General features: G+C 69.5%; 13 protein-coding genes. 4 read left to right on the forward strand and 9 right to left on the reverse strand.

Annotated features, from left to right (window positions below):
• The first annotated feature begins 95 nt into the window (after positions 1–95).
• From AC5W7N_RS28220 to AC5W7N_RS28235, 4 genes are all read left to right on the forward strand, one after another.
• On the forward strand, positions 96–863 hold the full coding sequence (locus AC5W7N_RS28220) for a DeoR/GlpR family DNA-binding transcription regulator (RefSeq protein WP_163812555.1): 768 nt from the start codon (positions 96–98) through the stop codon (positions 861–863).
• A 70-nt stretch (positions 864–933) separates the two neighbouring features.
• Positions 934–1881, forward strand: coding sequence for a 1-phosphofructokinase (gene pfkB, locus AC5W7N_RS28225; RefSeq protein ID WP_495922695.1), 948 nt, complete (start codon positions 934–936; stop codon positions 1879–1881).
• 13 nt (positions 1882–1894) lie between these two features.
• Positions 1895–4036: a PTS fructose transporter subunit IIABC gene (locus AC5W7N_RS28230; protein ID WP_495922696.1), complete on the forward strand. Its 2142-nt coding sequence runs from the start codon at positions 1895–1897 to the stop codon at positions 4034–4036.
• A gap of 69 nt (positions 4037–4105) precedes the next feature.
• Complete coding sequence (locus tag AC5W7N_RS28235; RefSeq protein WP_163812549.1) at positions 4106–4363, forward strand: HPr family phosphocarrier protein; 258 nt, start codon at positions 4106–4108, stop codon at positions 4361–4363.
• Positions 4364–4421: 58 nt separating this feature from the next.
• On the opposite strand, the gene der is transcribed toward AC5W7N_RS28235, so the two are convergent.
• From der to pyrG, 9 genes are all read right to left on the reverse strand, one after another.
• A complete protein-coding gene (gene der / locus AC5W7N_RS28240; RefSeq protein WP_163812547.1) occupies positions 4422–5834 on the reverse strand; it encodes a ribosome biogenesis GTPase Der in 1413 nt (470 codons plus the stop codon).
• Positions 5831–6508, reverse strand: coding sequence for a (d)CMP kinase (gene cmk, locus AC5W7N_RS28245; RefSeq protein WP_495924222.1), 678 nt, complete (start codon positions 6506–6508; stop codon positions 5831–5833). Before cmk ends, der begins: the two co-directional genes overlap by 4 nt.
• A 65-nt stretch (positions 6509–6573) precedes the next feature.
• Positions 6574–7689, reverse strand: coding sequence for a pseudouridine synthase (locus AC5W7N_RS28250; protein WP_495922698.1), 1116 nt, complete (start codon positions 7687–7689; stop codon positions 6574–6576).
• 9 nt (positions 7690–7698) lie between these two features.
• A complete protein-coding gene (scpB, locus tag AC5W7N_RS28255; protein WP_163812543.1) occupies positions 7699–8355 on the reverse strand; it encodes an SMC-Scp complex subunit ScpB in 657 nt (218 codons plus the stop codon).
• Positions 8352–9224: a segregation and condensation protein A gene (locus tag AC5W7N_RS28260; protein WP_163812918.1), complete on the reverse strand. Its 873-nt coding sequence runs from the start codon at positions 9222–9224 to the stop codon at positions 8352–8354. Before AC5W7N_RS28260 ends, scpB begins: the two co-directional genes overlap by 4 nt.
• A 230-nt stretch (positions 9225–9454) precedes the next feature.
• Positions 9455–10405 (reverse strand): ParA family protein, encoded by a 951-nt coding sequence (locus AC5W7N_RS28265; protein WP_228807037.1) that lies wholly within the window; start codon positions 10403–10405, stop codon positions 9455–9457.
• A gap of 326 nt (positions 10406–10731) precedes the next feature.
• Positions 10732–11661 (reverse strand): site-specific tyrosine recombinase XerD, encoded by a 930-nt coding sequence (gene xerD / locus AC5W7N_RS28270; protein ID WP_163812541.1) that lies wholly within the window; start codon positions 11659–11661, stop codon positions 10732–10734.
• A 12-nt stretch (positions 11662–11673) separates the two neighbouring features.
• The gene (locus AC5W7N_RS28275) at positions 11674–12327 is read right to left on the reverse strand and encodes an NUDIX domain-containing protein (RefSeq protein ID WP_194992414.1); all 654 of its coding nucleotides are present in this window, start codon (positions 12325–12327) and stop codon (positions 11674–11676) included.
• Positions 12328–14052: a CTP synthase gene (gene pyrG, locus AC5W7N_RS28280; RefSeq protein ID WP_051016407.1), complete on the reverse strand. Its 1725-nt coding sequence runs from the start codon at positions 14050–14052 to the stop codon at positions 12328–12330.
• Positions 14053–14067 lie beyond the last annotated feature (15 nt).

The raw sequence follows: 14067 nt of genomic DNA on the forward strand, positions 1-14067 counted from the left end.
ATCGAGTGGATGTGATCCAGACTACTCCAAACCATTGACAAAGCAACACACTCAGACGTAAAACAACATAAACCAACATTCGCAGGAGGATCGGGATGTACGCAGAGGAGCGGCAGCAGGCCATCGCCACCCTGGTGGGGCAGCGCGGTCGCGTTTCGGTGACCGATCTGTCCGAGCAGTACGGCGTCACCAGTGAAACCGTGCGGCGAGACCTCGCGGTGCTGGACCGGATGGGTCTGGTGCGCCGGGTGCACGGCGGAGCCGTCCCTGCCGCCGCCCTCACCGCGATCGAACTGGGCACCTCCGAACGCGAGACCACGCACACCGCCGAAAAGGAACGCATCGCCAAGGCCGCCGTGGAATTCCTGCCACCCACCGGCGGCAGTGTGCTCTTCGACGCGGGCACCACCACCGCACGAGTCGCGGCGCTGCTGCCTGCCGACCGCGAGCTGGTCGGGGTGACGAACTCGCTGCCGGTGGCGACCAGGCTCAGCGGCCATGCCTGCGTGCAGTTGCATCTGCTCGGCGGGCGGGTGCGTGGGGTCACCCAGGCCGCCGTCGGCGCGGAGACGCTGCGCGTGCTGGCCGGGATGCGGGTCGATACCGCATTCATCGGCACCAACGCGCTCACCCCGGCCCACGGTCTGTCCACCCCGGACGTCGACGAGGCGGCGGTCAAGCGGGCCATGGTGGCCAGTGCCCATCGCGTGGTGGTGGTCGCCGATTCGTCCAAGATCGGCCGCGAGGATTTCGTACGCTTCGCCGGCATCGACGAGATCGACGTGCTGGTCACCGATTCCGGTATTCCGGCCTCGGTGCGCAACGAACTCACCGGCAGCGGCATCGAGGTGGTAGCGGCATGATCGGTCAGCGCCCGGAGGAGGCAGCGTGCGTAACCACGGAGGGCGCCCGATCATGCCCGGAGGATGCCGCGTGATCGTCACACTCACCGCGAATCCGAGTATCGACCGCACCGTCACCCTGGCCGAACCGCTGCTGCGCGGGGCGGTGCACCGGGCACGCGGCGTCGCCACCCATCCGGGCGGCAAGGGCGTCAACGTTTCCCGGGTGGTCGCCGCCGCTGGCGTGCCCACCGTCGCCGTCCTGCCCGGCAACGCCGACGATCCGCTGCTGCGCGCGCTCACCGAGGCCGGGATCGAGCATCGCAGCGTGCCGACCGCCGGTTCGGCGCGGATCAACCTCACCGTCGCCGAAGCCGACGGCACCACCACCAAGATCAACGAGCCCGGCCACCCACTGAGCACCGCCGCGCTGGAGGCGCTGGCCGCGCTCCTGAGTGAGCTCGCGGCAGCAGCCGATTGGGTGGTGCTCTCGGGTTCGCTACCGCCTGCCGTACCCGCCGACTGGTACGTCGAGCTGATCCGCCGAATGCCCGGCACCCGGATCGCCGTCGACACCTCCGACGCGCCACTGCTCGCCCTCGCGGACGGAACGTCGGTGGCGCCACAGCTGATCAAACCCAATACCGACGAACTCGCCCAGCTGACGGGCACTTCCGCCGACACGCTGGAAGAACCCCTGGTGGCCGCGCGCGCCGCCGCCGGACTCCTCGACCGCGGCTTCGGCGCGGTGCTGGCGACGCTCGGCGCCGCGGGCGCGGTCCTGGTCACCGCCGACGGCGCCTGGCATGCCGCCGCACCCGCCATCCGTCCGCGCAGCACCGTCGGTGCAGGCGATTCCGCCCTCGCGGGCTACCTGCTCGCCGATCTAGCCGGCGCCGCACCCGCCGACCGGCTACGCCGCGCCGTCGCCTACGGCAGCGCGGCTACCGCACTGCCCGGCACCGGCCTGCCCGGTCCCCACCACACCGACCCCGACGCCGTGTCCGTCACGGCGCTGGACCTCCTCCCCCATTCCTGAAGGGCGCACCGCGATGGCCGATTCGATCATCACCCCGGAAACGATCACGCTCGACGCCGATCTCGGCGCCTCGAAACAGGATGTGATCGCCGCCCTCGCACAGCGGATCACCGATGCCGGACGCGCCGAGGACGCGGCCGCGCTCACCTCCGCGGCGCTGGCCAGGGAGGAGCAGTCGGCCACCGGGCTGCCGAACGGCCTCGCCATCCCGCACTGCCGGGCCGCCACCGTCCTGCGGCCCTCCCTCGGTTTCGCGCGCCTGGCACCGAAGGTCGATTTCGGCGCCCCCGACGGCCCCGCCGATCTCGTGTTCCTGATCGCGGCACCGGAGGGCGCGGGTGCCGAACATATGAAGCTGTTGTCGAGCCTGGCGCGAGCACTGGTGAAACCGGAGTTCGTCGGCAGTCTGCGCGCGGCGGACAGCGCTGATGCTGTTGTCGCACTGGTGGATTCGGTGCTCGCTCCGCCGACAGGCAGCACGGCCACCGACCCCGCAGGAGCGGCGGCCGGCGCAGGGGCCACCTCTTCGGTCGGCGCCGTAGCTCCGCCAGGATCGTCTGCGGGTAGCGGGACCGCCGGCGTCGACAACGGCGCATCCGACAGCACGAATGCCACCGCGGCACCGGCGATACCCACTGCCACCGAAGAAGTTCCGGCCGAACAGGCTGCTGGATCGGTCGGCGCCGCCACTCGCTCGATCATCGCCGTCACCGCCTGCCCCACCGGCATCGCACACACCTACATGGCCGCCGACGCGCTGGTGGCCGCGGGTGAGCGGGCCGGGGTGCGGGTTCAGGTAGAAACCCAGGGGTCCAGCGGCACCACCCCGCTCTCGGCCGCCACCATCGCCGCCGCCGACGCCGTCATCCTGGCCACCGATGTCGGGGTGAAGGGCCGGGAGCGGTTCGCGGGCAAGCCCATTGTGGAATCCGGGGTGAAGCGAGCCATCAACGAGCCCGACGCGATGATCGCCGATGCGCTGCGCGTGGCCCGCGATCCCGCCGCGGCCGCCGCGACGACAACCACGGCACCGGAACCCGAGCCCGCCGCACTGGGCTGGGGTACCCGGTTACGCCAGATCCTGCTCACCGGCGTCAGCTACATGATTCCGTTCGTCGCGGCGGGCGGGCTGCTGATCGCACTCGGTTTCCTGGTCGGCGGCTACGAGATCGCCGACAACGCGTCCTCGATCGTGCTGGACAATTCACTCACCTCGCTACCGCCGGGCGGACTGGCCACCTATCTGGGTGCGGTGCTGTATCAGCTTGGTTCGCTCGCGTTCGGCTTCCTGGTGCCTGCGCTGGCCGGCTACATCGCCTTCGCCATCGCCGACCGGCCCGGTCTGGCACCGGGTTTCACCGCGGGCGCGGTGGCCCTCTTCGTCGGGGCGGGGTTCCTCGGCGGCCTGGTCGGTGGTCTGATCGCCGGGTTCGCGGCACTGTGGGTGAGCCGGATTCCGGTGCCGCAGTGGGCGCGTGGGTTGATGCCGGTGGTGATGATCCCGCTGTTCGCCTCGCTCATCGTCGGGCTGCTCATGCTCACCGTGCTCGGCAAACCGCTGGCGGTGGTGACCGAGAGCCTGACCGATTGGCTCAACGGACTGTCGGGGACCTCGGCCGTCGCGCTCGGCGTCATCCTCGGCCTGATGATGTGCTTCGACCTGGGCGGCCCGGTCAACAAGGCCGCGTACTCGTTCGCCGCGGCGGGCCTGTCGGTGACCGATCCGGCGACGCTGAAGATCATGGCCGCGGTCATGGCGGCGGGCATGGTGCCGCCGCTGGCCATGGCGCTGGCCTCGACCGTGCTGCGGCCGGGCCTGTTCACTCCCGCCGAACGCGAGAACGGCAAGGCCGCCTGGCTGCTGGGCGCCTCGTTCATCTCCGAAGGCGCCATCCCGTTCGCGGCCGCCGACCCGCTGCGGGTGATCCCGTCGATGATGGCCGGCGGCGCGGTCACCGGGGCGCTGGTGATGGCAACCGGGGTGACGCTGAGCGCACCGCATGGCGGCATCTTCGTCTTCTTCGCCGTCGGGCAGATCGCCTGGTATCTGGTCGCCATCGCGGCCGGCACCGTCACCGCCGCGGCCTGCGTCACGGCCGCCAAGTCCTTCGGCCGGGCCCCGACGAGCACCGATACCGCGCTCGTCGCCGCCTGAGCACCCGAAAGCCGCACCGCGCACCCCGTCCACGCTGCACACTCGTATCCACCCCACCAAGGAGAAGAAATGCCGAGTACCACCGTCACCGTCGGTTCCTCGATCGGCCTGCACGCCCGCCCCGCCGCGTTGATCGCCGAGGCCGTTGCCGCGGCAGGCGTCCCGGTCACCCTGGCCCTGCCCGGTGGTGAGCCCGTGGATGCGGGCTCGTCGCTGATGATCATGACCCTCGGCGCCACCTGCGGCACCGAGGTCGTGGTCAGCAGCGATGATCAGCCGACGCTGGACAAGATCGTCGGCATGGTCGCCAGCGATCTCGACGCCTGAGCCGGCAGCCGCGACCGAGCAAGGGCACGGCCCGTCCCGGTGCGGACGGGCCGCAGCACTACTTCCGTGGCCGCTTCTCGCGCACTCGCACCGAGATCCGCACCGGCGAACCGGCGAAACCGAACTCCTCACGCAGCCTGCGCTCCAGGAAGCGGCGGTAGCCCGCCTCCAGGAAGCCGGTGGTGAACAGCACGAACGTCGGCGGACGTGTGGTCGCCTGGGTGGCGAACAGGATGCGCGGCAGCCGCCCGCCGCGCATCGGCGGCGGAGTCGCGGCGACGACTTCCTTGAGCCAGTTGTTCAACCGGCCCGTCGGAATCCGCTTGTCCCAGGATTCCAGCGCCGTCTCCATCGCGGGCACCAGCTTCTGCACCGCCCGGCCGGTGTGCGCGGAGATATTGACCCGCTGCGCCCACGGCACCCGCACCAGCTCGCGGTCGATCTCCTTCTCCAACTGCAAGCGGCGGTCCTCGTCGACCAGATCCCACTTGTTGAACGCCAGCACCAGCGCGCGACCGGAATCGGCGACCAGGCTGATCACCCGCAGGTCCTGTTCGGTGATCGGCTGGGAGGCATCGATCAGCATGATCGCCACCTCGGAGGCCTCCAGCGCCGACTTGGTGCGCAGCGAGGCGTAGAACTCGGTACCGCTGGCGGTGGACACCTTGCGGCGCAAACCCGCGGTATCGACGAACTTCCAGATCTTGCCGCCCAATTCGACCAGGGTGTCGACCGGGTCGACGGTGGTTCCGGCGACGTCGTGCACCACCGACCGCTCATCGCCTGCCAGCTTGTTCAGCAGGCTCGACTTGCCGACGTTCGGCTTGCCGACCAACGCCACGCGGCGCGGGCCGGTCCCGCCGGTGCCCTCACGCGGGGTTTCCGGCAGCACCTCGAGCACGTCGTCGAGCAGATCGCCGGTGCCGCGGCCATGGGCGGCCGACACCATGCGCGGCTCACCGAGTCCGAGCGACCACAGCGTGGCGGCATCGGCCTCCACCCGCTGATCGTCGACCTTGTTGGCGACCAGGATGACCGGCGTCTTGGACCGGCGCAGCACCTTCACCGCGGCCTCGTCGGTCGCGGTGGCGCCGACGGTGGCGTCGACGACGAGCAGGATCGCGTCGGCGGTGTTCATCGCCAATTCGGCCTGCCTGGCCACCGACTGCTGCAGGCCCTTGGCATCGGGTTCCCAGCCGCCGGTGTCCTGCACCAGGAATCGGCGCCCGGCCCAATTCGCCTCGTAGGAGACGCGGTCGCGGGTCACGCCGGGAATGTCTTCCACCACGGCCTCTCGGCGGCCGAGGATCCGGTTGACCAGCGTCGACTTGCCGACGTTCGGCCGTCCGACGACGGCGAGTGTCGGCATCGCGATATGTTCGCCCGCCTCCAGGTCACCGTCGAGATCGGTGATCTCCCATTCGGATTCGTCGCTCCATACGCCGTCGCCGGCGAGCACGTCCTCGGTCATTTGGCCTCTCCCGTCGTGCGCACCGAAACCTGCTGCGCGACAACGCGGTACAGCTCGTCGATGACCTCGTCCATGCTCAGTTCGCTGGTGTCGACCAGCACCGCGTCCGCGGCCGGACGCAGCGGGGACACCTTGCGGGTGGAATCGAGGGTGTCGCGGCGCTGCACGTCGGCCAGCACCGCGGCGTAGTCGTCACCCCGGCCCTCGGCGATGTTCTGCTGATTGCGCCGCTGGGCCCGCGCCTCGGCGGAAGCGGACAGATAGATCTTGGCGTCGGCGTCGGTCAGCACGACGGTGCCGATATCGCGGCCCTCGACCACGATCCGGCCGGCCGATACCGCGATCTCACGCTGCAGGGCGACCAGTGCCTCGCGCACCTCGGGCACCGCCGACACCGCCGACACCGCCTTGGTGACCGCGTCGCCGCGGATCTCAGCGGAGACGTCGGCGCCGTCGAGCTGGATCAGCTCATGGCTGGGGTCGGTGCCGATGGTCAGCGGCAGGTCCACCACCGCGGCCGCGATGGCGGCCGGATCGCCGAGGTCGACGCCCGCGCGCAGCACGCGCAGCGTCGCCACCCGGTACATGGCGCCGGTGTCGAGATAGCGGGCGCCCAGACGTGCGGCGAGCCGGCGCGACACGCTGGACTTGCCGGTCCCCGACGGCCCGTCCATCGCCACCACCAGCGACGAGGACCCCGACAGCTGTTCGGGCACCTCGACCGCGCTGTCCACACTGTTCACAACGACACCGCCTCGTAGAGTTTGCCGATTTCATCGCGACCCAGCACCCGGAGGGTGCCCGGTCGTTGATCGCCCAGCGCCACCGGGCCGATATCGGTGCGCACCAGCCGCGTCACCGGATGGCCGACCGCGTCCAGCAGCCGGCGCACGATGTGCTTACGCCCTTCGTGCAACACGATCTTGACCAGCGAACGTCCCTCGCCGATATCGAGCACCTGGAAGCGGTCGACCTTGGCGGGGCCGTCCTCCAGTTCGACGCCGTCGCGCAGCTGCTTGCCGACCGCGCGGTGCACCTCACCGTTGACGGTGGCCAGGTAGGTCTTGGACACCTCGAACGAGGGATGCATCAGCCGGTGCGCCAGATCGCCGTCGTTGGTGAGCAGCAGCAGGCCCTCGGTGTCGGCGTCCAGGCGTCCGACGTGGAACAACCGCTGCCCGGCCGCGATGCGTTCGGCGACGATATCGCCCACACAGGGCCTGCCCAGATCGTCCGACATCGTCGACTGCCAGCCCTTGGGCTTGTTCAGCGCCAGGTGCACCAGCTCCTCGCGCACCACCACCCGGGTGCCGTCCACCCGGATCACGGCGTGCTGCGGGTCGATGCGCAGGCCCTGCTCGCGCACGATCATGCCGTCGACCTCGACGCGACCCTGCGCGATCATGTCCTCGGCGGCGCGCCGGGACGCGACCCCGGCCTTGGCCAGCACCTTCTGCAAACGCTCGCCCTCACCCCAGGGCAGTTTGGTGTGCGCGCCCGGAGCCGGCTCGACGTGCTGGCGCTTGGCGGGCTTGGCATTGCTCAGCTGCGGCGACGAGGCGGTCTGACGCTGCGGCTTGGCGGATTTGTTCTTGCGGGGCGGCTGCGCGCGGTCGGGCCTGCGGGCCGCGCCCTGCGCGCCGCGCTGCGACGGGGCCGCGGAGCCACCGCGCTGGGCGCCTGCCGATCCACTGGTGCCGCGCCGGGGGTCCGCACCCGTCGCGGCGCCCCGCGGGGTGACCCCGCGCTGGGCCGCACGCGCATCACGGGAGCCGATCGGGCGGCCACCCCTCGGGTGCTGGTCGTTACGTTTCCTACGGTCCGGTGTGCCATCTCGGCGAGCGGGTGTATTCACGTTGTCCTGTCAATCCTCGGTGCCGAGGTCCAGATCGTCCTCGGCGGGTTTCTTCAGCCTGGTGTAGCGGGGGTCCGTCTCCAGGCTCTCGTTGATCTCATCGATCAGGTCGACGCCCGGTAGCAGGGGCGCCAGTGGTGGCAGATCGCTCAGTGACGCCAGCCCGACCCGTTCCAGGAACAGTTCGGTCGTGCGGTAGAGCGTCCCGTTGGTCTCCGGGTCGACGCCTGCTTCGGCGATCAACCCTCTGGCCAGCAGGGTGCGCATGACGCCGTCGACGTTCACGCCGCGCACCGCGCTGACCCTGGTCCGGGTCACCGGCTGGCGGTATGCCACCACCGCCAGCGTTTCCAAGGCGGCCCTGGTCAGTTTCGACCGGGCGCCGTCGAGCAGCAGCCGTTCGACATACGGTGCGTACTCGCTGCGAGTATAGAAGCGCCACCCGTCACCGGCGAAACGCAGATCGATCCCGGAGCGCCGGGCCGACAGCTCGGCCGACATCTCGCGCAGGGTGCGCTCGACCCGCTCGGCACTGTCGTCGAGGGCCGCTGCCAGCTGTTCTACCGGGGCGGGAGTGTCGACGATGAGCAGAATCGCCTCGAGCGCCGAGCGGAATTCGTCGTCGTCGAGGGGTTCGGGGGTGAACTCTGCCACTGCCTCGGTCATCCGTAGTCCTCTTCGATGGTCACCACGTTATCTGCTTGCCCGTCCTCGGGTTGATCGCCGATCCAGCTCACCGCCAGCGGGCCGAGCGGATCGGGCTGATCGAACTCGATGCTCTTGCCGCGATAGAGCTCCAGCAAGGCAAGGAAGCGCGCTACGATTTCGATCGGCGCACCGCAGTCGGCGACCAGTTCGGCGAAGGTCGTCCACCCGCCCGCACCGCGCTCCTCGAGACGTTCGAGCACGATCGCGGCCTGTTCGGCGACCGAGACGGCGTGCGCGTGCAAATGGTCGAGACCCACCGTCGGCACGGGCCGCGGCCGGAACGCCGCCGCCGCGATCTCGGCGAACCCGGCGGCGTCCACACCCAGGGTCACCTCTGGCAGCAGGTCGGTGAAGCGGTCCTCGAGCCCCACGGCGCGCGGGTACCGGCGCAGCGCCGCCGCCTCCAGCTCCCCGAGCAGTTCGGCGACCTGCTTGAAGGCCCGGTACTGCAGCAGCCGGGCGAAGAGCAGGTCGCGCGCCTCGAGCAGTTCCAGATCCTCGGCGTCGGTCATCTCCCCCGACGGCAGCAGCCGCGCCGCCTTCAGATCCAGCAGGGTGGCGGCCACCACCAGGAACTCGGTGGTCTGATCGAGGATCTTGTCCGCGCGCAGCCCCGACTGCTCGGCCAGGTCCGCCGTCAACGCCTTGGTGTAGGCGATGAACTCGTCGGTCACCTTGTGCAACGCCACCTCGGTGACGTCGAGACGACGCTGACTGATCAGGGTCAGCAGCAGATCGAAGGGGCCTTCGAAGTTGCTCAGCCGCAGATGGAATCCGGACGGGCGCTCGGGCTCGGTGCCTGTGGCCGACCCGGGCTCGGCGCCCACGGTCGAGCCGGGCTCCGAGCCCGCATTCGAGCCGGCTTCGGCGCTCGTAGTCGAATCAGGCTCGGCGCCCACGGTCGAGCCGGGCTCGGTGCCCGCATTCGAGCCAGGTTCGGTGCCCGCACTCGAGCCGGGCTCGGTGCTCACAGCCGAGCCGGGTTCGCTGCTCGCGGTCGAATCGGTGGAGCCTGGGTTATCGGTGCTGGTCGACAGTGCTGGCTCGGACGCTCCGGTCACCGGCCGGACCGGTGGATGACTTCCCGCGCCATCGCCCGATAGGCTTCCGCGCCACCGGATTTCGGGGCCCACGTGGTGATCGGCTCGCCTGCGACGCTGGCATCGGGGAAGCGCACGGTGCGCGAGATCGCGGTGTCGTACACCAGGTCACCGAACACCTCCACCACGCGGGACATGACCTGCCGCGAATGGAGCAGTCGCGCATCGAACATGGTGACGACGATGCCGTAGAGGCTCAGACGCGGATTGAGCCGGTCACGCACCTTCTCCACGGTGTCGTTGAGCAGGGCGAGCCCGCGCAGCGAGAAGTACTCGCATTCCATCGGGATGATCACACCGTCGGAGCAGGCCAGCGCGTTCACCGTGAGCAGTCCGAGCGAGGGCTGGCAGTCGATGAGGATGTAGTCGTAGCGCGAGCGCACCGATTCCAGGGCCCGCCCGAGGGTCTGCTCCCGGCCGACCTCGTTGACCAGCTGGATCTCCGCCGCCGACAGATCGATATTGCTGGGCAGCAGATCCATGTTCTCGACCCTGGTCTGCATCAGCACGTCGTCGATGGAGACCTTCGAACCGACCAGCAGGTTGTGCACGGTGAGGTCGAGGTCGTGGTGGGCCACGCCGAGCCCGGCCGAGAGCGCGCCCTGCGGATCGAGATCGACCAGCAGCACCTTGCGCCCGTATTCGGCCAGCGCCGCACCGAGATTGATGGTGGAGGTGGTCTTGCCGACCCCGCCCTTCTGATTGCACATGGCGATGATCAGGGCCTCACCGCCGGGTGCCACGGCGGGCGGTTCGGGAACCAGACGCAACGGACGTCCGGTGGGGCCGAGCTCGACATCGTCGGGCACCGGCGCCGCTTCCACGGCGTTGCCCCACACCGAGGGGGTTCCGGTGTCGGCGTCGAGTCCCGCGCCGGCGTCCGTAAGCGGCTCCGTCCCAGCACCCATCGGCGGCTCTGCCGCTCCGGCTGTCGTCACGATCCGCTGCTCCTTATACGTTCCTGCCCGTTCCCCGCCGAGCGTAGCGAGGCCGATCAGTGCACGACCTCACTTTCGGATGGTCCAGCTCTCGGTAGACGCTACCGCTAGTTCGTCCCCGAGTGCCGCGAGTCCGACCGGCGTGTTCGCGACGCCACGCCGCGTCACGGATAACAAAACGCTACCTGTTCGTTGTCATTGCCATTGCGGAGCACTGTCGAACCGGTGACCTTTCCCGCCGGACCGGCCCTCGGCGCCTGGTCGAAGCCGCCAGGAGCGGGTGAATCCGGCGGCGCTCATGTCGCGCGCGGATGGGCAGTCGCCCAGACCTCGCGCAGGGTCTTGACGGTCACCAGGGTGTAGATCTGCGTGGTGGTGACCGAGGCGTGGCCGAGTAGTTCTTGGACAACGCGCACGTCGGCGCCGCCGTCGAGCAGATGCGTGGCAAACGAATGCCGCAGCGTGTGCGGGGAGACGCTGGCGCCGATCCCCGAACGTTCGGCCGCGCTCTGTAACACCTGCCATGCGCTCTGCCGCGACAGTCGTCCACCGCGTGCGTTCAGGAACAACGCACCCGCGTTGCCGCGCCCACGCGCCGCGAGCACCGGGCGGCCGCGCACCAGATAGGCATCCACGGCCGCCAGCGCCGGACGCCCGATCGGCACGATGCGCTGTTTACCGCCCTTACCGCGCAACACCACCGCACGCTCGGGCATATCGAGATCGTCGACATCGAGCCCGACCATCTCCGAGATCCGGGCCCCGGTGGAATACAACAGTTCCAGCAGCGCCCGGTCCCGCAGTCCGCGCGCCACCCCCTCACCGCTGGTGCCGCAATCACCGCCCGCCGCTTCCAGCAGCTTCAGCACCTCGTCATAGGGCAACGCCTTGGGCAGCCTGCGCCCAGGGGCCGGCGGTTTCACCGCATGCGCCACGTCGGTGCTGGTCATGCCCTCGGCGGTGGCGAACCGGTGCAGGCCACGGACGGCGATCAGCGCCCGGGCCACCGATCCCGCAGCCAGCGGCGGATGCCCGGCGCCGCCGGAACGCAGCGCCATGGCGAACTCGGCGACATCGCCTTCCGCGACGGCATCGAGATCGCCGATGCCGCGACCGGCCAGGAAGGCCCGGTACCGCTCCAGATCACGCCGATAGGCGGACAGGGTGTTGCGTGCGGCGCCCCGCTCGACGGCCAGATGGTCGAGGTAGGCGTCCACCTCCCGCACCGTGGCGGCCCGTCAGTCCTGCGCCCGGCGTGCTTGCCTGCCCAGCAGCGCCGTCGGCTGCCCGGGCCATGGCACGTCCGCCGCACGCGGGGCCAGTCCCTGCGCCCGTGCCGCCGACACCGCGAGCACACCGGCCACGGCGGTGGCGTTGACGATCTCGCCGGCCAGCGCGGCCCGCACCGCCTGCTCCAGCGGCATCCGCACCAACTCCAGATCGGCTTCCTCGTGCTCGGGTTCGGGGCGCTCGGTGTCATAGAGCCCACGGGCCAGATACACCCGCAGCGCCTCGTCGGTGAAACCCGGCGACAACGCCACATCCACCAGTACCGACCACTCGCGTGCGGCCAGGCCCGTCTCCTCGGCCAACTCACGTTTGGCCGCTTCGAGCGGGTCCTCGCCGTCGATGTCGAGCAACCCGGCGGGAAGTTCGAGCAGCCGGATGCCCAGCGGATGACGGTACTGGCGGATCAGCACGATGTTGTCGTCGTCGTCCAGCGCGGCCACGGCGACGGCGCCGTGATGCTCGACCACTTCCCGTTCGACGACCCGGCCGTCCGGCATGGCCACCTGATCCAGCCGCAACGCCAGGATCGCGCCGGAATACACCGTCCGGCTGGACACGGTCTCGAAGTCGTGGCTACCCGGCACGGTGGAATTGTCGCTCATCTACGAGGCCTGATCACCCGCATTGGCCAATTCCTCACCGGGAATGTCGACCGGAAGCCGTTCGGCCGCCTTGTATTTCAAGGCTGCCGCGATCAGCGCCGCGAACAGCGGATGCGGCCGGGTCGGGCGCGACTTGAGTTCGGGATGGGCCTGGGTGGCGACGAAGAACGGGTGCTTGTCGGCGGGCAGCTCGACGAACTCGACCAGATGCCCGTCGGGTGAGGTGCCGCTGAACTTCAGTCCGCTCTTGGCGATCTTGTCGCGGTAGGCGTTGTTCACCTCGTAGCGATGACGGTGCCGCTCGGAGACCTCGGTGGTGCCGTAGGCCTGCGCCACCACCGAACCCTTTGCCAGCACCGCCGGGTAGGCGCCCAGGCGCATGGTGCCGCCCAGATCGGCTTCCCCGGCCACGGCCTGCTCCTGGTCGGCCATGGTGGAGATGACCGGGTGGGTGGTGTCGGGCTCGAACTCGGCGGAGTTGGCGTCGGTGAGCCCCACCGAACGCGCCGCCTCGATCACCATGCACTGCAAGCCGAGGCACAACCCGAGCAGCGGCAGTCCGCGGGTGCGGGCGTAGCGAATGGCGCCGACCTTGCCCTCGATTCCGCGGATACCGAACCCGCCGGGGATGAGGACCGCGTCCACGTCACGCAGCGCGGCCTGCGCTCCGGCCGGGGTCTCACAGTCGTCGGACTGCACCCAGCGGATCTGCACCTTGGCCCGCGAGGCGAATCCGCCCGCGCGCAGCGCCTCGGTGACCGACAGGTAGGCATCGGGCAGATCGACGTACTTGCCGACCAGCGCGACCTCAACGGTTTCGCGCGGGGAATGCACCCGATCGAGCAGATCGCCCCACACCGTCCAGTCCACATCGCGGAACGGCAGACCGAGCTTGCGCACCACATAGGCGTCCAGGCCCTCGCGGTGCAGCACCTTGGGGATGTCGTAGATCGAGGGGGCGTCCGGGGTGGAGATGCAGGCGTCGACCTCGACGTCGCACATCAGCGCGATCTTGCTCTTGAGCGACTGCGGGACCTCGCGGTCGCAGCGCAGGATCAGCGCGTCGGGCTGGATGCCGATATTGCGCAGCGCGGCCACCGAATGCTGGGTGGGCTTGGTCTTGAGTTCCCCCGACGGCGCCAGGTACGGCACCAGCGAGACGTGCAGGAAGAAGACGTTGTCGCGGCCGACGTCGTGGCGGATCTGCCGGGCGGCTTCCAGGAACGGCTGCGATTCGATGTCGCCGACGGTGCCACCGATCTCGGTGATCACCACATCCGGTTCCTGACCTTGCAGGTCCGGGCCGCGCATGGCCAGGATGCGCGCCTTGATCTCGTCGGTGATGTGCGGGATCACCTGCACCGTGTCACCGAGGTATTCACCGCGGCGCTCCTTGGCGATGACCGACGAATAGATCTGCCCTGTCGTCACATTCGCGTCCCTGGACAGATCCCGGTCCAGGAAGCGTTCGTAGTGTCCGACGTCGAGGTCGGTTTCGGCACCGTCCTCGGTCACGAACACCTCTCCGTGCTGGAACGGATTCATGGTGCCCGGATCGACGTTCAAGTACGGGTCGAGCTTCTGCATCGTGACCCGCAGTCCCCGCGCGGTCAGCAGTTGACCGAGGCTGGAGGCGGTAAGACCCTTACCGAGTGAGGAGGCGACACCACCGCTGACGAAGATGTGTTTGGTGGCAGTTCGCGCCTGAATCCGTGTTTGACCCACGGGTCTTCACGGTAA

This window comes from Nocardia sp. CDC519 (genome assembly GCF_059509835.1).